Raw genomic sequence first — 21,969 nt, 5'->3', positions numbered from 1 at the left:
TCTTATATGCGGGTTCGTATCACCAAGAATTTCCGACCTACCTTCGCCAGCCCACTACCCAGTATCGCCCATATTTTCATTCCTCAGTGGTGCCGCGCAGCGGCATGGGGGTCTTATATTTGAAGCTAAGGCCCCACTTTGTGGGGTTATTTTGCTACTGTGCTTCCTTCAGGATATGCTCTACCAGCTCATCCAGTGGAACGGTTGCGAGCGCAATCGCCGTGTCCGTTACCCCGTAATAGATGTAAAGCAATCCGTCTTTGACTACATTCCCAGTCGGGAAGATGACATTGGGGATCTGAAAACCGAATTTCTCATAATACGTCTCCGGCTCCATAATGAAATTATGTGTCCGGGCAATGATCTTCTCCGGCTGCTCCAAATCCAGCAGCATGGCTCCTACACGGTAGACAATGTCCTCATCGACGCCGTGATAGAGCACCAGCCAGCCCTTGTCTGTACGTATCGGAGGTGTAGAGCCTCCGATCTTCCGCGATTCCCAGGATAGATTCCCGGCTGTGGCAAGCAGCTTGGGTTCTTCCCAATGGATAAGATCCTCGGAGTACGTAATCCACATGGCCGCCTTCTCGGTTCCGTAGGCTTCACCCACGTATTCCTCGGGACGGCGCAGCAGCACGAATTTGCCGCCTATTTTCTCAGGGAACAGAATATTATCCCGGTCATTGATATCCAGTGGTGTCGTGTCCGCAACAAACTCCCAGTCCAGCAGATTATCCGATTTCAGAATGGATGACCGGGTCAGCCAATGCCCCTCCTCTTCCCCCCAGCCATCCGGGTATTCCGGAATGGAGCGCTCCGGGACACCCGCCCCGGTAGGATAATAGCTCATGGCGCAGGGGCGCAGGGCATAGTTCAGATAAAAGGTTCCGTCGATTTTGACAATCCGCGGGTCCTGCACACTGCCGTAAGGAAATCCCAGCATATCGGGTGTCACAATCGGCTCATCCTTCACATGGGTAAAGTTCACGCCGTCCTCGCTCTCCAGCAGGCCCAGAAAGTTCTTGCACGGGGTCAGGGAACCTGCGGTGCGCTCGATCATATAGAATTTCCCGTTATCGATGATGACCGCAGGATTGAAGACCGTAACCTTTCGCCATTCATAACCGCCAGGGACGACGATCGGATTATTCGGATGTCTTGTGATTTGCATGTCTATTCCTCCTGCGAATAATGTTCATGGTATAGTTTGATTGTTTGAACCTCATAGGGTTTAAAAGAAAGCGGGATAACTCCGCCGGAAGATTCCACGGGACCCGTCTCAGTCTCCAGCAGATTCACCCGGCAGGCGCGGATATCATCAGCCTTCCAGTTCAGAACGGCCGTATCTCTGCTGCCTGCGGATTCATACAGCCGGACAATGGTCCCGCTGCCGTCCTCTGCACTCTTGATCGTATCGAGCACCACATGCCCGCTCTGAAAACCAAGCCAGGCATAGGTACCGGGATAGCTGCCAGGATGAGACTCTTCGCTGACCGCCAGCAAGGGTTCGTTCAACTCCGCCGCTTCCCGCACAACAGCACTCTGACGCCATTCGCCAGCGTGGGGATACAGAGAATACGTAAATTCATGTTCCCCCTGATCCGCATAGCGGTCCGGCCAGCGCGGGGCGCGCAGCAGTGAGAGGCGCAGCACCCCGTCATGGATGTCATAGCCGTATTTGCAGTCATTCAGCAGACTGACGCCATAGCCTCCCTCGGACAAATCCGCCCAGCGGTGGCCGCAGACCTCGAATTGTGCCTGCTCCCAGCTGGTGTTGCGGTGGGTCGGACGCTCCAGTGCTCCGAACGGAATCTCATACGTAGCCTTCGCGGCCACAATGTCCACCGGAAAAGCAGCCTTCAGCACTTTGTGCTCCTCTTTCCAGCTCACACGGGTCTGAAAATCTACCCTGCGGCTGTGCCGGGGCAGAATGATCTCCTGCTCAATCAGGGATTCATTCAGCTGCCAGCGGAATTTCAGCACCGTCAGTGCAGGTCCGCTGACCAGGACCTCCCGGTCCAGCAGCTTCGCCCGGCCTGCAGGCTGCTGCTCATAACGCGGGTCCAGGTCCCAGGCATCCCATAGAGGGGGAGTATCATGATAGAACTGCAGCTGGTTGCCGGTCTGTCCGGGCTGAAGCAGCTCCCGGCTGGCACTCTTGTCGTACCAGCGGCTGATTTCCCCGTCTTCATTAAACTTAAGAATATAATGCTCTGTCTCCCATTGCTCCGGGAAGGCTTCTCCGGCGCTGAGTTGTCCCTGAGGCTCATGCCGTCCGCCGGCTTGTTCCGCTTCCCGCAGCCAGAATGTCCGGCAGCCAAAGGCGGGGACCCTGCGGACCCGGACTGCCAGCGTATAGCTGCCGCCGGCTCCATCCGTGTTCCAGCATTCGCTATCCAGCAAGCCGTCTTCATCGAACGCCTGCACCGCAGTCAGACTGCTGTCCCCCTCAAGCCGGATCAGCTCCGTCCGCTCCCAGCCCAGGCTGTTGAAGACTACATAGGGACGGCCCTCCCCCGAAGTATCCACTCCGCTTGCCAATGCACGGAGTGAAGTGTCCAGCACCTGCTGGCCCAGGCTGAATATTTCCGCGTATTGCTCCCGCGAGGTGGTGTACACTTCCGGAATTGAAGTACCCGGGATGATGTCATGGAACTGATTAAGCAGCAGCAGCTTCCATCCTTCGGCAAGCTCCGGATATTCCGGTTCCAGATGCTTCAGAAGCCCGCTCTTTTCCGCGAGTACGCTCCAGATCTCTGCTTGCCGGTACAGGACCTCCGCTTTGCGGTTGCTGCGTTTATTAAAGGCATGTGTAGTGAACGTTCCCCGGTGAAGCTCCAGATAGAGGTCGCCGTGCCATGCGGGAAGCTCCGGCTGGCGCAAGCCGATCTCCGAGAAAAAAGCCTCCGCAGTAGAGAATCTGCTGACGGGCTGGCCCGGCGTCAGGCCGGTACGGGCCACGTATTCCAGCATTTCATGGGTGACCCCTCCTCCGCCGTCACCGTGGCCGTAGAGCAGCATCAGCTCATCATGCCGGTCCTTCTGGGCATAGGCCTGCCAGTGCTCCTGGACATCCTTCGGATGGGTATGCTCGTTTACCCCGTGGTTCTGATAGGCCACGATCTTCGTTCCGTCAATGCCGACCCAGTGGAACAGCGTATGCGGGAAGGGATTGGTATCATTCCAGCCGAGCTTGGTTGTCATGAAATAATCAATTCCAGCCTGCTTCAACAGTTGTGGCAGAGAAGCGCAATAGCCGAAGGTATCAGGCAGCCATTCAATCGTGGACCACTTGCCGAATTCCTCCATATAGAAGCCCTGACCATACAGCATCTGCCGCACCAGCGATTCCCCGCTGGGGATGTTTAAATCCGGTTCCACCCACATGCCTCCGACCAGCTCCCACCGGCCCTCGGCAATCCGTTCCTTAATCCGTTCGTACAGCTGCGGATAGTTCGCCTTGGCAAAGGCATACAGCTGTGGCTGGCTCTGGGAGTAGCGGAAGTCCGGATACTTATCCATCAATGCGCAGACCGTAGAGAAGGTCCGGCTGACCTTGCGTACCGTTTCCCGGACCGGCCACAGCCAGGCAATATCAATATGCGACTGGCCCACCATGTGCATCGTCCCGGCGGACAGCCCATCTGACCTTTCCGCCGCTACCTCCGCCCGCAGCTGCTGTTCAGCACCTGCGATGGCATCGCTGTCACGGAGCAGATGCTCCTTCATGTAGAGCTTATCCATCACCCGCTCCAGCGCCTTCAGGGTACGTATGCGGCGCATATCCTCTACAGGCAGCAGCAGGGCCGCTTCATGCGCCGTCTTCACCGTATGCAGCAGGCTGTATACGGGAGGATTCACACGCACAAGTGTGAATTCGATCCCGGTCAGCGGCGGCTTAATCACCGCCTGGCGGTTCAGGGGATCCTCCGGCTCAGGCACCGGATCATACAGCTCGATACCGAGCTGAAGCTCCTCTCCTGCAGCGCCGGGAGGCAGAGGAATGAACCAATGATTGCTGTCCAGGCCATGGTGCGGCACTCCATTAATACTCAGGAGGCCTTCCCCGCGGCCCAGATAGAGCAGTGCAGTCTCTTCGCGCGGCCAGTCTTCCGGAACCGCGACCTGATGCTCAAGGAAATACGTGGTACCATAGCCTCCGTCGAGCCGTGAAATCTTGTAATTCTGATGAAGCTCCTCTTCGTGCTCGTATAAGCCGGGAGAGACGTAGCGGGACCTCTGCAGACTCCATTCCTTCAGCTCTATCTTCTCCGCCCACTGGCCTTCCGCCAGCCAGCCGATAAAACGGTTCATACGCTTCATAGCTCAGACTTCCTCCCTGACATGGAGCGGTGCCGTCAAATATTCTGCGGAGTGAGGTCCCGCCATGATCGTAAATTCCCCTGTCTCCACGATCCGCGTTAAATCTGCCGATACGTATTCCAGTTGCTCCCTGCCGACCTTGAACGTAACCGTCTGCATGTCTCCCGGCTGGAGGCTGATCTTGCGGAAGGCCTTAAGCTGCTTCTCAGGACGCGTTATGCTGGAGGCCAGGTCTGAAATATACAGCTGAACCACCTCACTCCCCGTCCGGGCACTCGAATTGGTTACATCAACGGATACACGCGCTTCACCATCCGCAGAAATGACGGAGGGCTCCACCTTCAAGTTGCTGTATTTGAATTCGCTGAAGCTAAGTCCGTAGCCGAACGGATACTCGGCATTAAAGTCCGTCTCCAGGTACCGCTTGCCTCTCGTCCGCCGCTTGTAGTAATACACGGGGAGCTGACCGGCATGTTTCGGAATACTGATGGTCAGCCGCCCGGAAGGGTTCACTGCGCCGAAGAGAATGTCGGCAATGGCATGCCCGCCTTCCTGACCGGGGTACCAGGCTTCCAGAATGGCATCGGCATGCTCTACAATCCATGGCTCGGCAATTGGACGGCCATTGATATAGACCACAATCAGCGGCTTACCCAGCTTGTGGATTTCCTGCACCAGCTCAAGCTGCACGCCCATCAGATTCAGTGTGGCACGGTCAATGCCCTCGCCGCACTCCATATCACTCCAGGAATGTTCGGTCACGACAGAAGCACCGGTGAGCAGATCAATCGTCCCTTCGCCAAAGTCTCGGCTACTTGAGCCGCCAATCGCCATCACAACGGCATCCGCCTCGGCTGCACAGGCCAGTGCATGCGCGAAGCCTTCCCGGGAATCGCCTTTAATCCGGCAGCCCGGAGCATACAGCACTCTGTCCAGCCCGCCGCCCAGCGCATTTCGAATCCCGTCCAGCACAGTGACAATAGCGCCTTTGGGCTGAGGCGAGGTATAATCGCCCAGCTGATTGTACGATGCATCCGCATTGGGTCCTATAACTGCGAGCTTCCCGATCCGCTTGCTTAGCGGCAGCGTTCCGCCCTCATTCTTCAGCATAACAATGCTCTCGCCGGCAATACGCCGCGCCAGCTCCCGGTGCTCCGGCTTGCCTATAGTCCACTCGGCCTGCTCAGGATCGGCAAAGGGACGGTCGAACAGCCCGAGCTTGAACTTCAGCTCCAGAATCCGGGCAGCAGCGCGATCCAGGTCGGACTCCTGCAGCCGTCCATGCTGGATAGCGCCGGAAATATGCTTCTCGAACATCTCCCCCGACATCTCCATATCGATTCCGGCCAGCAGCGCCTGGACCACCGCCGCTTCCCCGCTGTCCGCTGTGTTATGCCCGTTCGTCAGCATGCCCAGCGCTCCGCAATCCGTGATCACGAACCCGTCAAAGCCCCATTGTTCCCGCAGCACATCCTGCAGAAGATATCGGTTCGTCGTGCAAGGAACACCGTCAATTTCATTGTAAGCAGTCATAATAGACAAGGCTCCGGCTTCCACCGCTTTACGGAAGGGCAGCAGATCCACCTCATGCAGCTCGCGGAGCCCCATATGCACGGGCGCGGAATTCCGTCCGCCTTCCGAGCTGCCATAGGCGGCGAAATGCTTCAGAGTCGCCAGAACGGAGTCATCTGCATCCAGCCGGTCGCCCTGCAATCCCTTTACCGCCTCCACTCCCATCGTGGCAATCAGGAACGGGTCTTCGCCAAAAGTCTCCTCTGTCCGCCCCCAACGCGGATCCCGCACCACATCCAGCACCGGCGAATAGGTCGCCGCTCCGCCCTGGCTGCGGGTCTCGAGTGCCACTACCCGGCACATCTCCCGGTACAATTCGGGATTCCACATACTACCCAGGGCCAGCGGCACTGGAAATACAGTCGCACCAATAGCCATATGCCCGTGTGAGCATTCCTCGCCGAACAGGATCGGAATGCCAAGACGGCTCTCCTTCATGGCATAAGCCTGAATGGCATTAACCGCCTCCGCCCCCTCCTTCGGGGACAAGCCCGTCTCCAGTGTGACGCCAGTCCATGGATCTGCACGCAGAGTTCCATACAAAGAGCCAACGCCTCCGCTTGCGACCTGTCGCTTGAAGGCTTCCGTCATCCCCGTGGTTCCGTTCGGACGCTTCTCATAACATTGCCACCCGAAAGGCTGGACTAATTGCCCAGCCTTCTCTCCAAGTGTCATGCGCTGCAACAGGTCCTGTACCCGATCCGCCACAGGGCTTGTTTTATCCTTATAGATCATTTCTACAGCACCTTTCTGCAATAGACAATCATGCCGCTCTTTGGCGGCACTTCAGAGGATGAAATTTCGAAGAAGATAGCCCTCAATTTGGCTTCGCCAAATTCGAGGCTTCCATAACAATGTCCTTAGTATGGACACTGTTATTTCAGGATAGAGACCTGAATTAGTTGGATTTCCAGCGGTCATATGCAGCCTGATTGATCTCAGCCACACGCTCACCGCCCATTTTCTTGACAGTCGCCACATAATTATCCCAGCCGGAGAGCGGCTCGGCACCGGTGATGAACTTCGCTTCCATCTGCTTCACATACGTGCTCAGATCCGAATTCAGACTGCTGATTTCGGTCTGCTCTTCCACGGTGAGGAACAAGGCCGGGAACGGAATCCGCGCTCCCTTATCGAGAAGCTTTTGCTTAGTCTCCTGCTCCACCCAAAGGTCAAAGTCCGTCTTCAGACCCTTGTTGATATCATCCATGGAGAGGGTTGGGGCCGGGATGCCGTAGTTAGGCGTCAAGGTCGCCCGGTAATCTTCCATTTCCTTGCCGTCCGGTACAGGCAGGTACTCCTTGACTCTATTTTCTTTATCAGTGTAATTCCAGAGTGTTCCCTCCGGCCCTTTATTGAAGAACAGCGCGCCTTCATAGGAATACAGATAATCTACCCAACGGATGGAAGCTTCAGGCTGCGGGTTGCTCTCGGAGATGGCGAACGCGCCGGTAGTAATCCCTCTGTTCTTGGCAATCGCCGGGGCGGCAACCGATTCGCTGTGAACCGGCGCGAACATCGGATCTGCCGTCGAAGGCTCTCCGCCTTTAGTCATATAAGCATGCCAGTCGGAGAACAGGGCAACGCGGTTGTCCTGCGCTTTGGCCTTTTTCTGCTCTGCGGTCTGCGAGAAGCTCTCTTGATCCAGCAGCTCTTCGGACCACAGACGGTTCATGTAGGTCAAATACTCCTTAAAGCCTTCCTCAAGCGGTGTATAATGCACCGTGTCGTTGTCATCCACGTAGATTTCTTCCTCATAGATGCCGAAAGCGCCCAGCAGCCATGTGCGGATATCGCGGAGATTCGCTGCGGTTGTCGTCACCGAGGAGATGGGAATTTCGTCTGCGACACCGTTGCCGTTCGGATCTTCCTCCTTCACACGCTTCAGATAGGTATACAGCTCTTCGGTCGTTTCAGGAAGCTTGTCAATATTCAGCGCCTTCAGGAAATCCCCGTTATACCACATCGGGTTGCGGTACCAGTGCTGGCTGAGCTCCACCACCGGCAAGGAATAGATATGCCCGTCCGGTGCTGTAATCGACTTGCGGACATCGGGATTCTCCTCCAGCAGCGCCTTGAAGTTCGGGGCATATTCATCAATCAGATCCTCCAGGGGAATCAGGATACCCTGTTCTCCATAATTCATCTGTTCTGCAGTCGTCAGACCGGCAGCATAAAAAATATCCGGGTAATCCCCGCTCGCAAACACCAGATTCTTTTTGGTCTCAAAGCTGTCCTTCGGCGCATTCTGGTATTCCAGCGTAATGCCGGTAAGCTCCTGCATCTGCTGAAGCACAGCCATGTTCTCCCAGTTCTGAATCCCTACATCCGGTGCCAGCATCGTTAACGTAACGGGTTCATTTACAATCGGAAATCCTTCCTTGCTCACAGTGACTTCTGCGGTACCGCTGTTCGCTGCCCCTTCTTTCGAATTGCCGCAGCCTGCCAGCAGTGTCAGGATCACAGCCGAAGACAGCAGAAGCTTCCATGGTTTACGTGTGGTCTGCATAGATGATTCCTCCCTTATTATCATTAGATTTTATACACTTACCCTTTGACAGAGCCAATCATGACCCCTTGGACAAAGTAACGCTGCAGGAACGGATAGACAGCCACAATGGGCAGGGTGGAGACGACAATGACTCCATATTTGATCAGCGATGCCGTTTCTGCCTTCGAATTCATGGCCATCGCCACCTCGCTGTTAATCGCGGCACCCGTGGTTTCGGCCGACATTTCCTGAAGGACAAGGATCTGACGCAGAACCATCTGCAGCGGATACTTGGCTTCATCATTCAAATAGATCAGGGACGGAAAATAACTGTTCCAGTGGCCTACACCATAGAACAAGGCCATAACGGCTACAATCGGTGCGGATAGCGGCAAAATAATGCGGATAAACAGCTTCAGATTGGTACAGCCGTCAATGTGCGCCGCTTCCTGCAGCTCCTTAGGGATGGTCGTCTGAAAAAATGTGCGGGCCACGACAATGTTCCAGACTGAAGCGGCCACCGGCAGTATCAAAGCACCCATACTATTAATGAGGCCCAGGTTCTTGACCAGCAGATACGTCGGCACCAGTCCGCCGCTGAAGAACATCGTGAACAGAATGATGCCCATAAACAGCTGGCGTCCGACAAAATCAGATCTGCTGAGCGCATAAGAGGCCGGCAGGGTAACGGCGAGATTGAGCAGGGTGCCTGCCGCCGTGTAGATAATTGTGTTCAAATAACCATTCCATATCTTAGGGTTCTCAAAAACAAGCCTGTAGCCGTCCAGAGTCACATTCTTCGGAAACAGCCACATGGCCCCCGAATTGACGTCCTGCGGGGAGCTGATTGAAGCGCTGAGAATATAGATCAGCGGATAAAGGACAACCACCAGCGCAAGACATAAATAAATATAGGTGCTGATCAGAAACAGCTTATCCCCCCTGGATTCTTTCATTGCAGTAACCATAGACTTCAACTCCTTTCTACCAGAGGCTGTTCTCACTGGTGCGTTTGGCAATCCGGTTGACGGTAACCAGCAGAATGACGTTGACCACCGAGTTGAACAATCCGACAGCCGTTGAGAAACTGTATTGGGCGTTCACCAGGCCGGCGCGGTATACATAGGTGGAGATTACATCGGAAGCTTCCATATTGAGCGAGTTCTGCAGCAGCAGAATTTTCTCGAAGCCAAGGCCGAGAATATTACCCATATTCAAGATCAGCATGATCGTAATCGTGGGCACAATTGTCGGCAGATTGATATGCAGCACCCGTTTGAGCCGGCTCGCTCCATCCACTATAGCTGCTTCATGCAGCTGGGGGTCTACGCCCGACAGGGCCGCAAGGTAAATAATGGTCCCCCACCCCGTGCTCTGCCAGACGCCCGAGAAGACATACACCGTCTTGAACCAGGCCGGATCGGTCAGAAACTGTGCAGGCTGAAATCCGAGGAACTCAATGACCCGCACAATCATTCCGATGGAGGGTGATAAAAAGGTAATGATCATCCCCGCCATGACAACTACAGAAATGAAATGCGGTGCATAGGTGACCGTCTGGACCGTTTTTTTGAACGGACCGTTGCGGACCTCATTGAAGGCCAGCGCCAGAATAATCGGCAGCGGAAACCCGATCGCAAGTTCATAGAAGCTGATGCTGAAGGTATTCCAGAGCAGATCCCAGAAAAAATAGGAATTGAAGAACCGTTCGAAATGGTCAAAACCAACCCATTCACTGCCCGTGATTCCTTTGGAAGGCACGAAGTTCTTAAAAGCAATCTGGATGCCGTACATCGGACCATAATGAAAAACGAAGAAATACAGTAATGCGGGAAGCATGAACAGATAAAGCTCCCAGTTTTTCCAGATCCTTTTGCCAAGGGACTTGTTCTTCAATGAAGGACTTCCGGATACCGCAGCGTTACTCCCCTTCATTCTTCCACTCCTCTCTATGTTAGTTTACGTAACATTAAGTCGTATAGCTGCTTCGCATTCTTCACAATGCAACTCTTGCTAACGCTTACAACACAAATTGTAGTGAAACTAAGCTGACATCGTAAATATGTAGGTTCTGCATTGTCATGTTAAGGGAGTGTAAAACCGCACTGCTGCGGCACTTTCCGGCCTGCTCTGCTATTGTCACCTTCATATGGCCCACCGCCTGAAATGTGTGAATTATGAACCTCCCTCCGGGCTGCAAAAGTTACATATTGTGATCACAGGACAGGTATGCAAACATTTGCTACGAATGCCTGACTAAATGATTGACTGACGATATAGGAGGTTTCTGTTATGACCCGTACAACCGCCCACCTGATCTCCCACACGCATTGGGACCGGGAATGGTACATGCCTTACGAGCGTCATCATGCTCTGCTGGCGAAGCTGATGAATGAACTGCTGGAGACCCTGGAGAAGGACGAACGCTACCGTTATTTCCACCTGGACGGACAGACCATTATTATTGAAGACTATCTTCAGGTGCATCCTGAGAAAAGAGAAATCCTGGAGCAATTCATCCGTGAAGGACGCATTGTCATCGGACCCTGGTATGTGCTTCAGGATGAATTCCTGACGAGCTCGGAAGCCAATGTCCGCAATCTGCTGATCGGCCATCAGGATGCGGCCAAGTATGGCGTCATCTCCAAGCTGGGCTATTTTCCGGATTCCTTTGGCAATATGGGACAAGCGCCGCAGCTGCTCCGGCAGGCAGATATTGAGACTGCAGTGTTCGGACGCGGTGTGAAGCCGACTGGCTTTGACAATATGGTCGGTGAGCTGAACAGTGCAAGCTATGAATCACCTTATTCCGAAATGTTCTGGGAGTCTCCCGACGGCTCAAGCGTGCTTGGACTGCTCTTCGCGAACTGGTACAGCAACGGTAACGAGGTGCCTGTGGAGGCGCAGGAGGCCACGGCCTTCTGGGACAAAAAGCTTGCCGATGCCGGTAAATATGCCTCCACCCCGGAGCTGCTATTCATGAACGGCTGTGATCATCAGCCTGTGCAGCGCAATCTCGCCGATGCCCTGGAGACCGCCAGGGAGCTGTATCCGGATGTGGATTTCGTCCATTCCAGCTTCGAGCAGTATTTGCAGGCGCTTAAGCCCTCGCTGCCTGAAGATCTCGTGACCGTGAACGGCGAGCTGCGCAGCCAGCACACCGACGGCTGGGGCACGCTTGTGAACACCGCTTCCGCCCGCGTCTACCTGAAGCAGATGAACCAGCGGGGGCAGACCCTGCTGGAGAAGGGCGCCGAGCCTCTGGCTACACTGGCTTATCTGGTCAGCGGGAAGGCTTACCCCCATGCATTGCTAACCTACGCCTGGAAGACCCTGATGCAGAATCATCCGCATGACAGCATCTGCGGCTGCAGCGTGGATGAGGTTCACCGCGAAATGATTGGACGCTTCGAGAAGAGCAGACATGTGGGTGAAGCCATTATTGAAGAAAGCCTGAAGGCTATAACCGGAGTTATCGGTACTGCAAACACGGCTTCCTGGGGAGAATCCGCCATTCCGGCAGCCGTCTTCAATACCACAGGCTGGGAACGCAGCGGTACGGTAAGTGTGGAGATCATTGCCGCCAAACGCTATTTCAAGGAAGGGCCGAACCCGGCGGCGATTGCCGAGGCGCTGGACCGGCTGCCGCTTGATCTGGGCAACGGCCGGCTGCTGGACAGTGAAGGGCGGAGCATTTCCTGCCGGGCGGAAGATCTGGGCACCCAGTTCGGCTATGAGCTGCCGGACGACCAATTCCGCAAGCCTTATATGGCCCGCAAACTCCGTCTGACCTTCGAGGCCGCACAGGTACCACCGCTCGGCTACAAAACATATGCCTGGATACAGTCACCGGATGTCCGTACCGAAGCTGCTGCCAGTCCACTAAGACTCATGGAACAGGGAATGGCCAACGACTTCCTCGCTATTGGGATCCGGGAGGACGGCTCCTATGATGTAACGGACAAGCATACCGGTAAAGTCTTTAAGGGACTCGGCGTCTATGAGAACTGCGGCGATGTGGGGAATGAGTATGTGTTCCGTCAGCCGGAGGGCGATGTACCGCTGACTACCCGTGGCCTCACGGCCCGGATCTCTCTTGCCGAGCATGAACCCTACCGCATTACCTACGAAATCGTCCATGAATGGGAAATCCCGGCTTCCGCCGATGCTGCGTTCGCGGAAGAGAAACGCAAAATGGTTCCGTTCCGGCAGCGCAAGGCAGGCCGTTCCTCGGAGAAAGTGCCGCTGCGGATCGTGACCCGGATCAGCCTTGAGGCTGCAGGGACCGGCATTCAGGTCTCTGCCAAGTTTAATAATCAGGCCATGGACCACCGGCTGCGCGTCCTCTTCCCTACTAGACTTGCCGCCTCCACCCTTCTGGCCGATTCCATATTTGAAGCGGCGGAGCGCAATATTGCTCCGGCTTCCGATTGGATCAATCCAAGCAACGCCCAGCATCAGCAGGCTTTTGTCAGTGTGTCGGATGGCAGCGCCGGACTTATGATCGCCAACAAAGGACTGAATGAATACGAGGTCCTGCGCGACGGGAGGAATACCATTGCTGTGACTCTGCTGCGCAGCGTGTCGGAGCTGGGGGACTGGGGTGTGTTCCCTACACCGGAAGCCCAGTGCCTGGGTGAGCATACCGTAGAATTTGCGGTTCGTCCTTATGCCGGTGATGCTGCCGAGCCGGAGGCTTTTGCCTGGGCCTATCAATATCAGGCCCCATGGTTCACTGCCCAGACCGGCTGGCAGCAGGGCTCCTTGCCTGCCGAGTATCAGCCGCTGGAGTGGCAAGGCCGCACACTGGCCCTCTCCGCATTCAAAATGTCCGAAGCAAATGAGGACGTTGTCCTGCGGTGGTATAATCTGGCGCACAGGGAGCAGGACTTTACGCTTAAGGCTCATTTTCCCGTACAGGCTGCATACGCCAGTGATATTCTGGAGCGGCGGAACCACAGGGAAGCATCAGACGAAGGAATCCTTCGCAGTTCCGTCAGCAAAGCCCAAATTGTCACCTATGCGCTGCAACCGTTACAACCCTAATATCAACCATACCAGGAGGAGTTAGACTATGAACTTGCCAGCTTCCATTACCCAATATCTGAATGAAGCCGACGAACGGCTTGCTCACCATCCGAAATTGCAAAAACTGTTCCGTAACTGTTTTCCGAATACGCTGGAGACTACAACCAGACTGCTTGATGACGGCACTACCTTCGTATTCACGGGGGATATTCCGGCCATGTGGCTGCGTGATTCCACTGAACAGGTGCGCCATTATATTCCTTTTGCCAAAAATGATCCTGAGCTTCAGCGGACTCTCCGCGGCCTGATTGCCCGGCAGATGTTCTATGTCAATATCGATCCGTATACCAATGCCTTCAACGAAACAGCAAGCGACAAGCATTACCGGGACACCGACGACTGCAATCTGAATCCGTGGATGTGGGAGCGTAAATACGAGCTGGACTCCCTCTGCTTCGTCGTACAACTGGCTTACATGTACTGGAAGGAAGCGGAGCAGACCGACATCTTCGATCCCGCCTGCTGCCAGGCGCTGACCTCCATCGTGAACGTTATAGAAACGGAGCAGTATCACGGGGAAAAATCGCCGTACCATTTCATCCGGCAGACGCTTCAGGATACGGAGACTTTGTACAACAACGGACGCGGCATGCCCGTCAATTACACCGGCATGAGCTGGTCCGGCTTCCGTCCAAGCGATGACAGCTGCGAATTCGGCTACAATATTCCCTCAAATATGTTCGCCGTGGTGATTCTGGGGTATATCCGTGAGATCGCAAGCGAGGTGTACAAGGACGAAAGACTGGCGGCCCGGGCTGCAAAGCTGCGCAAGGAAATTGACTTCGGCATCCGTACCTACGGAATTGTAAACCACCCGAAATACGGCAGAATCTACGCCTATGAAACAGACGGCTACGGCAATTATTCCCTGATGGATGATGCCGGAACGCCGGGACTGATGTCCATTCCTTATATTGGTTATGTGGGTGTGGAGGATGAAATTTATCAGAACACCCGCCGGTTTGCGCTCAGCTTCGACAACCCTTTCTATTTCGAAGGTAAACATGCCAAAGGGATCGGCAGTCCGCATACGCCGGGAGGTTATGTTTGGCATATGGCGCTGTCCATGCAGGCGCTGACGGCAGACAATGATAAGGAGATCAAAGAACTGATCGATATGCTTATACGGACCGATGCGGATACCGGATATATGCACGAAGGCTTCCACCCTGACGATCCCGCCGATTTCTCGCGCGAGTGGTTCGCCTGGTCCAACAGCCTGTTCGCCACCCTGGTCAGCAAAGCGATGGACAAAGGACTGGTCTAATCTGAGCTGCACCAGTCGTACCTTCCTTCAATGGATATTGCAGCGGAAAACACTACCCTAGTTAATGATGTGAATTATAGAATCGAGTCCTGCCTTTAGAAAAAAACCGGCTGCGCCGTCCTTTATACAAGGATGGCGCAGCCGGTTTTTTGTAGCTGGAGTAGCTGGACTGCATGAACTTTAATAGCTGCTTTGGCTCTGTTCGCCTTTGGCAATAGCCACGCCGCCACTAGTGCCGATTCTTGTCGCTCCGGCTCCAACCATAACAAGGGCATCCTCTGCGCTGCGCACGCCGCCGGATGCTTTGACGCCGATGTCCGGACCGACTGCCGCACGCATCAGTGCGATATCTTCCTTGGTGGCTCCTCCGGTTGAAAATCCGGTCGAAGTCTTCACATAATCCGCTCCCGCTTCAACAGCAAGCTTGCAGGCACGGACTTTCTCCTCATCGCTCAGCAGGCAAGCCTCGATAATGACTTTGGTTAATGCTTTGCCGCGGGCTGCATCAACAACAGCAGAGATATCACGCTTCACCAATTCATCATTGCCATCCTTCAAAGCGCCGATGTTGATCACCATATCGACTTCACCTGCGCCTTTTGCTATTGCATCGGTTGTTTCAAAGGCCTTTGTTTCCGGTGTTGAAGAGCCTAACGGGAAGCCGATAACCGTGCATACTTTTACCTCAGGTGTATCTTTCAAGACTTCATGGGCAACAGATACCCATGCCGGATTTACGCAGACTGAGGCGAACTTATAGGCTTTGGCCTCTTCCGCCAACTTGATGATATCTTCTTTCCGTGCATCCGCCTTCAGCAGCGTATGATCAATGATCCCGGATAGTGTAATTTCACTCATTATTAATTCCTCCATAGCAGTAGATATTCTCATACCCTGTAATCATACCAATAGAAGAACGCTTTGGAAAGGCGAGGGAGAACGATCTGCACCTTTCAATATGCTTCTATGCACCTCTCCGCGGAATAGATTGATCCCTATTTTTATAAATATAAAAAAATAAAAAGTTTAATTATGCTAAATAAACCTTTTCAAAACAACGATAATAATTATATGGAATTATTAGTTTCCATATTTTTCTGGATTGATTTCACAACTATTTTGTAGAAGGAGATGTTTGGACAGATGGGTAGTTTTAAATTCGCAACGAACACCAAAGAGCACAAACTAGATGTACAAGTCGAAGGAACCATGTCAGAGGAGGACGCAGGACGGTTTATTCAGGAATATAATCAAACCGTAAGCAAGTTTGACCCTACTGAATATGAGATTGTCCTGGACTGCACTACGCTGAATGTTTCTTCTCCGGATGTGCTGCCTATGCTGGAGCAATGCTATATTCTGTACCAACAATCCGGGTTCAAAAAAGTAGTCTTCACGATCGCCAAAAGTCCGGTGCTGAAAATGCAGCTTAGCCGGGTGGCTCGCTCCACAAAACTGGCAAACTATGAAATTATCGAAGTGTAGGTGAAGCTGATGAAACATACCGGAGAAAACATTAGAATCCGCAATGCCGCGTACTACCATCCACAGCACATTGTTGGCAATGATTATTACCTTGATCATTTCGCGCAAATGGGGAAGGACATCAAGCGGTTCCTCGAAGTGATGGGCCGCAAGAATAGATACATTATCAAGGACGAAAATGAAAATTCGCTGACGATGGGATTAAAGGCGGCACAGAAGGTGCTTGAGGATGCCGGTCTGCAAAGTGAAGATCTCGATATGATTGTGTTCGCTTCACAGACACCGGAGTATACTTATCCTACCAATGCCCTGCTGCTGCACAACAAACTGCAATGCAAGCATCGCACCATTACTCTGGATTCCAATGCCAATTGCGCCGGTATGGTAGCGGCTGTTGAACAGGCGAGCCGTTACATGCAGTCGAACCCAAGCATCCGTTATGCGCTGATCACAGGGAGCGACTACAGCTCGGTCAACTGCAATACGGACGATGAAATCACCTATCCTAACTTTGGAGATGCGGCGGCCGCCGTTATTCTGGAGCGGAGCAGTGAAGCTGGGGGATTTACAGATTCCTTGTACTATACAGATTCCGAAGGCTGCGAGAACATTATGTTTCCAGCATGCGGATTGTCTAACATCTATCGCGAAGATATAACAGCAGAGCAGATTCGAATCCGCTGGACGCCGTTTGACGGTACCGTATGCGTAGATGCGGCCATAGCCGATATTAAAGAGCTGCTGAGCCGCAACGGCCTGACTACCGATGATATCTCCGCCTTCTGCCTGTCCCAATTCTCACTCAAAAACATTGAGCTGATTCAAGAGGGGCTCGGCCTTAGTGAAGAGAAATTCATCTATGTTGGCGACGAATTCGGCTATACCGCCACAAGCAGTCCATTTATCGCCTTTCAGCGTGGAGTCGAGGATGGACGGATCAAACGCGGGGACTATGTCTTCTTCTGGTCCGTAGGCGCCGGCTGGCAAATTCCGACGATGCTCTTCCAATACTGATTAACGGGAAACCGGACAAGCTATCTTCTTAAAATCATGCAAAGAGCCTTGCTCTCATTCTGGAGCAAGGCTCTTCTTTATGCCGTAGCCAATGGTTACTTTTGCGTCAGCGAATCAATGTCCACAAATGGCGTGGCCCCGCCAGTTACCGACGGCAGTACGCCGTTCCATTTCTCCAGCGCTTTCTCCTGGACTTCAATTTGCTTCAGCTGCACCAGCTCAGGTGTAACCTCCTGCTTCTTCAGTCTTAAGGATTCGGCCTCCGCCTGTGCCTGGGCAATCTTCTGTTTGGCTTCTATCTCAATCCGCCGGAGATCATTCTCCGCCTTCAGCGCCTGCTGCTGGGCGACCTGCTTCGCTTCAATCGATTGGTTGAAGGCATCGGAGAATTTGAAATTGACAATGTTGATGTCATTAACGACTAGATCATATTTGGCCAGCCGTGCAGTGAGCAGACCACTGATTTCTCCCGCCACGGCATCACGCCGTGTAATCAGATCTTCTGCGGGGTATTTAGCCGTTACCTCCTTCACAATCTCCTGAATCGCCGGGTTGATGATCACGGCATCAAAATTGCCTCCAATATTATTCATCAGATTGTAGGCAGAGTCTTTACTGACGGAATAGTTAACGGCTACATGGGTAGATACGGGCTGAAGGTCCTTGGACGATGCCGTAGTGTCCGTCTCCGCTTTGGTTACCTGCGTGTTGACCTGAATCACACTCTGGAAGAAGGGAATTTTCAAATGAATGCCCGGTGTCAGCATATTGTTGTTCAGTTTGCCGAAGGTTTTGTACAAACCTACATGCCCGTACTCTACGGTAGCAAATGAGTTGGCGGCGATTAGCCCCAGAACCAACACCGCCGCCGCGATGCCTATGAGTTTGCCTGGCCTAGTCTGCTTCAATTTCGGATTAATCTCCATGATTGTTGAAACCTCCCTAATTATGCTCTGCTTGGTATTGTTAACCTTTTATACGGTGGTGCAGCACCAGCGGTCGCAAGGAATTTTTTGCAGGGAAGTATTCTATATTGTATTAGGGAGAAGTGGCTACCGGAATCATTCCTTCCAGAGTAATGCGGTATTCTCTCGTTATCTCCCCGCCGATGTCGGAGGCTTCGTAGACCAAATCGTCTCTAAGCACAACGGAATTGGCCTGCAAGGCGTCATTAAGGTATATAAATTCAGCGTACCCGCTGTGATAGCGGTATACATATGCGGTCATCGGTGTTCCATGTGCTGCCACTGCTTCCCGGTATCCATCGCCGTCAACATCCAGCTCCCGGGTATGGCCTGTGTCTATTCGCAGCATTTCCGCCGGTGTCCCCTTATTATCTATATTGTAGTAATTGCTAAGCGAGTTGTTCGCTCCCAGGCCGCCGGTGATTTTGAGCACCCGGTCCTTAAAAAGATTAGTCACCTCTACCTGTATATCCTCTACCTTACGGTAATTGTATGTTCCAACGGAGCCAAGGCTGAAATGCCCCTTACTTGTGTCTAAATCTGCATATACATAGTCATCATCTTCTGCCTGCGTATAGACAGTTATCTGAATCCCGCCAAAATCGTCCAGCCTTGTCTGTGAAATCACTTTGCTGCCCGCAGGGAGCCCTTTGGAGGTCTCAAGCACGGTAGCTTCTTCCACCCGCTGCCAATCCAGTGGAATCAGCCCCGCTCCGTTCTCCGGATCGGAGCTTACCTCCGGCGGCGGAGAGGATATGCCATCCCCACCGCCGGGTACGGCTGCAGCCGTTGCCGTTGACTGGGGAGCGGCTGTAGCGCGGAGTTCCGCAGTTTCTTTGCCGGACGGCAAGCAGCCGGATGCCAATGTCAGCAGCGGCACAAGCAGCACTGCGGTTATTCTTTTCAGGATGAGATTCATTTCTCCACTCCTCTTCTGCCGTGAATATCACCGTTCTTCTATAATATATAAATAGCAGCCTTCTCCATAGAGAAAGCTGCTAAAAAGATGAATTATGAATCATATGATTTACGAATGTCCGCCGGATAAGGACAAGCCAACCCGCTTTACCAGCTGTGTGCTTTCCTCGTTTAATCCGGTAATCGTAACCGTTTTGCCATACGCCGCATACTTGCTGATCGTCTTGGCAATGGCGCCAGCCGCTGACTGGTCCCATACATGGGAATGTGTGAAGTCGATCCTGATGTTCTCCGGATCGCCCTCATAATTAAACTCATGAATAAAGTGGCTTGTTGTACCGAAAAACAGCTGGCCGGAAACGACATATGTGGCCATATCGGCGGATGTCTGGACGCTCAGGGAAATCGAGGCTATTTTCCAGGCAAACGTCAGGGCACTGAGCAGAACACCAAACAACACCCCGATGGACAGATTATCCGTTAGCACGACCGTAACAACCGTTACAATCATTACCAGCGCATCGCTTAGCGGTACGCGGGCCAGCGTCTTCAGCGAGCCCCATTCAAAGGTGCTGATACACACCATGATCATGACGCCTACCAGCGCTCCCATTGGAATTTGCTTAACGATATCACCGAGAACGAGGATGAGGAACAAGAGGAATATCCCCGACACAAAGGTGGATAGCCGGGTGCGTCCACCCGATTTCATGTTGACCATCGATTGGCCGATCATCGCACAGCCTGCCATGCCTCCGAAAAAGCCCGTGACGATGTTCGCCAATCCTTGCCCCTTCGCTTCACGGTTCTTGTCGCTTCCGGTGCCGGTTATATCGTCAATTAAAGTTGCCGTCATCAGCGATTCCAGCAGCCCGACCACAGCGAGTGACAGTGAATATGGCAATATAATGAGCAGCGTATCCAGTGTAAATGGCAGCTGAGGCAGATGGAACAGCGGCAATGCCGATGTTATCTCTCCCATATCCCCCACGGTCTTCACATCCAGATCAAGCACAATACTGAGCACTGAAACGATAATAATTGCCACAAGCGCCGAAGGCACCGCCTTGGTGAAACGCGGAACCGTATAGATGATGAGCAGAGTCAAGGCTACAAGGGCATACATCACCCAGCCTTGGCCCTTGAAATGCGTAAGCTGTGCCATAAAGATCAGAATAGCCAGCGCATTGACAAAGCCGGTCATGACCGGCTGCGGAAGAAAGGTAATAAATCTCCCCAGCTTGAGCATCCCCATCACGATTTGGAAAACTCCGGCTAATACGGTAGCTGCGAACAGATACTCAATTCCGTGCTGGATTACCAGACTGCCGACCAGCAGCGCCATTGCGCCGGTGGCTGCCGAGATCATGCCCGGTCTGCCTCCGGCAAACGATGTTACAATTGCGATGCAGAAGGAGGCATACAAACCGACCATCGGGCTTACTCCGGCAAGGATCGAGAACGCAATCGCTTCGGGAATGAGTGCAATCGCCACCGTCATTCCGGAAAGAACATCGCTCCGTGTATTGGAAAACCACCCGTTATTTAATTTTAGCTGCTTCAAGCTTCTGTTTCCTCCTGTTTCTGCTATGGTTGATTGGACTGTTCCGAACAGCCCGGGCCGGTGCAACGCCAATGTTTCTTATTGTACCTGACCCGCCATAACCTCCACAAAAGTGCAGCCTGTACTTGTAAGCGTTTATTTCTGTCTTTTTCTCGCATATGCTGCGAAAATCAAGTCCATTCAATAGATTTAAATTACCGGTATAGTCCTGAAGCCTTAACCTCATTGAAGAAGGTATTGAATTCCTCGATATTAAGCTGCTGCGCAGCATCCGACAATGCAGTCGCCGGGTCGGGATGAACCTCGACCATGATGCCGTCGGCTCCGGCGGCGAGTGCCGCTTTGGCGCAAGGGATCAGGATATCCTTGCGTCCGGTGGAGTGGGTCACATCGACCAGCACCGGCAAATGGCTCTCCTGCTTCAGGATCGGCACGGCCGAGATGTCCAGTGTATTACGCGTCCACTTCTCGTAAGTGCGGATACCGCGTTCGATCAGCATGACCTGGGTATTTCCGCGTGACATGATGTACTCAGCTGCATGGAGGAATTCTTCCATCGTTGCAGCAAGCCCGCGTTTCAGCAGAACCGGTTTATTCAGTTCTCCAGCCGCCTTGAGAAGCTCAAAGTTCTGCATATTGCGTGCGCCGATCTGGATAATATCCACATAATCCAGCGCCGGCTCCAGATGTGCCGGATCGACGATTTCACTGATCGTCAGCAGGCCGTATTCATCAGCCGCCTCACGGAGAATCCGCAGCCCATCCATGCCAAGGCCCTGGAAATCATACGGCGAAGTCCGGGGCTTGAACGCTCCACCGCGCATTACGCGGATACCGGCCTTTTGCAGCGCCGCGGCCACCGTACGGGTCTGCAGCTCGCTTTCTACGGAGCAAGGGCCTGCTACCATCAGCGACGACAAGCCGCCGACGGTCACATCGCCCGGCAGGACAATAACGGTGTCCTCTTTGTGGCTCTTGCGGCTGACAAGCATGCTTTTCTTGTGCTCGGCAGACTGCAAATCCAGAGAAGCGGAGAAGATTTGCTTGAAGAGGCTGCGGATCGTTCCGCTTGTGAAAGGTCCTTTGTTGCCCGCTACCAGCTTCTCCAGCATCTGTTTTTCCCGTTCCGGATCGAACTTCGGCACGCCTTGCTTTTCTTTAACTACACCAATTTCCTGAACTACCTGGGCACGCTCGGAGATCAGCTCCAGCAGCTGCTCATTAATTTCATCCAGGCGGGCTCTCAGCCCATCCAATTCCACGTTGCTCATTACCTTCCACT

At 53.4% G+C, this 21,969-nt stretch carries 15 protein-coding genes; 4 read left to right on the top strand and 11 right to left on the bottom strand.

Annotation, left to right across the window (positions count from 1 at the left end):
- Positions 1-154: 154 nt before the first annotated feature.
- From ACAN56_RS31900 to ACAN56_RS31875, 6 genes are all read right to left on the bottom strand, one after another.
- The gene (locus ACAN56_RS31900) at positions 155-1,171 is read right to left on the bottom strand and encodes a glycoside hydrolase family 130 protein (protein WP_038596658.1); all 1,017 of its coding nucleotides are present in this window, start codon (positions 1,169-1,171) and stop codon (positions 155-157) included.
- Positions 1,172-1,173: 2 nt separating this feature from the next.
- Positions 1,174-4,323 carry an alpha-mannosidase gene (locus tag ACAN56_RS31895; RefSeq protein ID WP_379147837.1) on the bottom strand — a complete coding sequence of 1,050 codons (3,150 nt, stop codon included), beginning with the start codon at positions 4,321-4,323 and terminating at the stop codon, positions 1,174-1,176.
- A 3-nt stretch (positions 4,324-4,326) separates the two neighbouring features.
- Positions 4,327-6,630, bottom strand: coding sequence for a glycoside hydrolase family 3 N-terminal domain-containing protein (locus ACAN56_RS31890; RefSeq protein WP_379147835.1), 2,304 nt, complete (start codon positions 6,628-6,630; stop codon positions 4,327-4,329).
- A 163-nt stretch (positions 6,631-6,793) separates the two neighbouring features.
- Positions 6,794-8,404, bottom strand: coding sequence for an extracellular solute-binding protein (locus ACAN56_RS31885; protein ID WP_379147833.1), 1,611 nt, complete (start codon positions 8,402-8,404; stop codon positions 6,794-6,796).
- A gap of 38 nt (positions 8,405-8,442) precedes the next feature.
- Positions 8,443-9,354: a carbohydrate ABC transporter permease gene (locus ACAN56_RS31880; protein WP_038596669.1), complete on the bottom strand. Its 912-nt coding sequence runs from the start codon at positions 9,352-9,354 to the stop codon at positions 8,443-8,445.
- A 16-nt stretch (positions 9,355-9,370) separates the two neighbouring features.
- On the bottom strand, positions 9,371-10,321 hold the full coding sequence (locus tag ACAN56_RS31875) for an ABC transporter permease (protein WP_038596672.1): 951 nt from the start codon (positions 10,319-10,321) through the stop codon (positions 9,371-9,373).
- Positions 10,322-10,678: 357 nt separating this feature from the next.
- Here ACAN56_RS31875 and ACAN56_RS31870 point away from each other — a divergent pair, with 357 nt between their 5' ends.
- The gene (locus ACAN56_RS31870) at positions 10,679-13,432 is read left to right on the top strand and encodes an alpha-mannosidase (RefSeq protein WP_379147830.1); all 2,754 of its coding nucleotides are present in this window, start codon (positions 10,679-10,681) and stop codon (positions 13,430-13,432) included.
- 28 nt (positions 13,433-13,460) lie between these two features.
- The gene (locus ACAN56_RS31865) at positions 13,461-14,741 is read left to right on the top strand and encodes a glycoside hydrolase family 125 protein (protein WP_379147828.1); all 1,281 of its coding nucleotides are present in this window, start codon (positions 13,461-13,463) and stop codon (positions 14,739-14,741) included.
- Between the two features lie 180 nt (positions 14,742-14,921).
- On the opposite strand, the gene deoC is transcribed toward ACAN56_RS31865, so the two are convergent.
- Positions 14,922-15,599 carry a deoxyribose-phosphate aldolase gene (deoC, locus tag ACAN56_RS31860; RefSeq protein WP_340896456.1) on the bottom strand — a complete coding sequence of 226 codons (678 nt, stop codon included), beginning with the start codon at positions 15,597-15,599 and terminating at the stop codon, positions 14,922-14,924.
- A 285-nt stretch (positions 15,600-15,884) separates the two neighbouring features.
- Here deoC and ACAN56_RS31855 point away from each other — a divergent pair, with 285 nt between their 5' ends.
- Both ACAN56_RS31855 and ACAN56_RS31850 read left to right on the top strand, forming a co-directional pair.
- A complete protein-coding gene (locus ACAN56_RS31855; RefSeq protein WP_038596681.1) occupies positions 15,885-16,226 on the top strand; it encodes a hypothetical protein in 342 nt (113 codons plus the stop codon).
- Between the two features lie 9 nt (positions 16,227-16,235).
- Positions 16,236-17,240, top strand: a complete 1,005-nt coding sequence (locus tag ACAN56_RS31850) for a ketoacyl-ACP synthase III (RefSeq protein ID WP_038596683.1) — start codon at positions 16,236-16,238, stop codon at positions 17,238-17,240.
- 95 nt (positions 17,241-17,335) lie between these two features.
- Here the strand turns inward: ACAN56_RS31850 and ACAN56_RS31845 are convergent, their stop codons facing one another.
- The 4 genes from ACAN56_RS31845 to ACAN56_RS31830 form a co-directional block, all read right to left on the bottom strand.
- Positions 17,336-18,166 (bottom strand): prohibitin family protein, encoded by an 831-nt coding sequence (locus ACAN56_RS31845; protein ID WP_340896452.1) that lies wholly within the window; start codon positions 18,164-18,166, stop codon positions 17,336-17,338.
- Between the two features lie 112 nt (positions 18,167-18,278).
- On the bottom strand, positions 18,279-19,124 hold the full coding sequence (locus ACAN56_RS31840; protein WP_379147825.1) for a hypothetical protein: 846 nt from the start codon (positions 19,122-19,124) through the stop codon (positions 18,279-18,281).
- A 108-nt stretch (positions 19,125-19,232) separates the two neighbouring features.
- Positions 19,233-20,687, bottom strand: coding sequence for a SulP family inorganic anion transporter (locus tag ACAN56_RS31835; RefSeq protein WP_379147823.1), 1,455 nt, complete (start codon positions 20,685-20,687; stop codon positions 19,233-19,235).
- A gap of 194 nt (positions 20,688-20,881) precedes the next feature.
- Positions 20,882-21,958 carry a bifunctional 3-deoxy-7-phosphoheptulonate synthase/chorismate mutase gene (locus ACAN56_RS31830; protein WP_076114024.1) on the bottom strand — a complete coding sequence of 359 codons (1,077 nt, stop codon included), beginning with the start codon at positions 21,956-21,958 and terminating at the stop codon, positions 20,882-20,884.
- Positions 21,959-21,969: the final 11 nt, after the last annotated feature.

This window comes from Paenibacillus paludis (assembly GCF_042610515.1).
Lineage (GTDB): Bacteria > Bacillota > Bacilli > Paenibacillales > Paenibacillaceae > Paenibacillus_AQ.
Note: the sequence above shows the minus strand (reverse complement) of the source record. Positions and strands in the feature narration are given on the sequence as shown.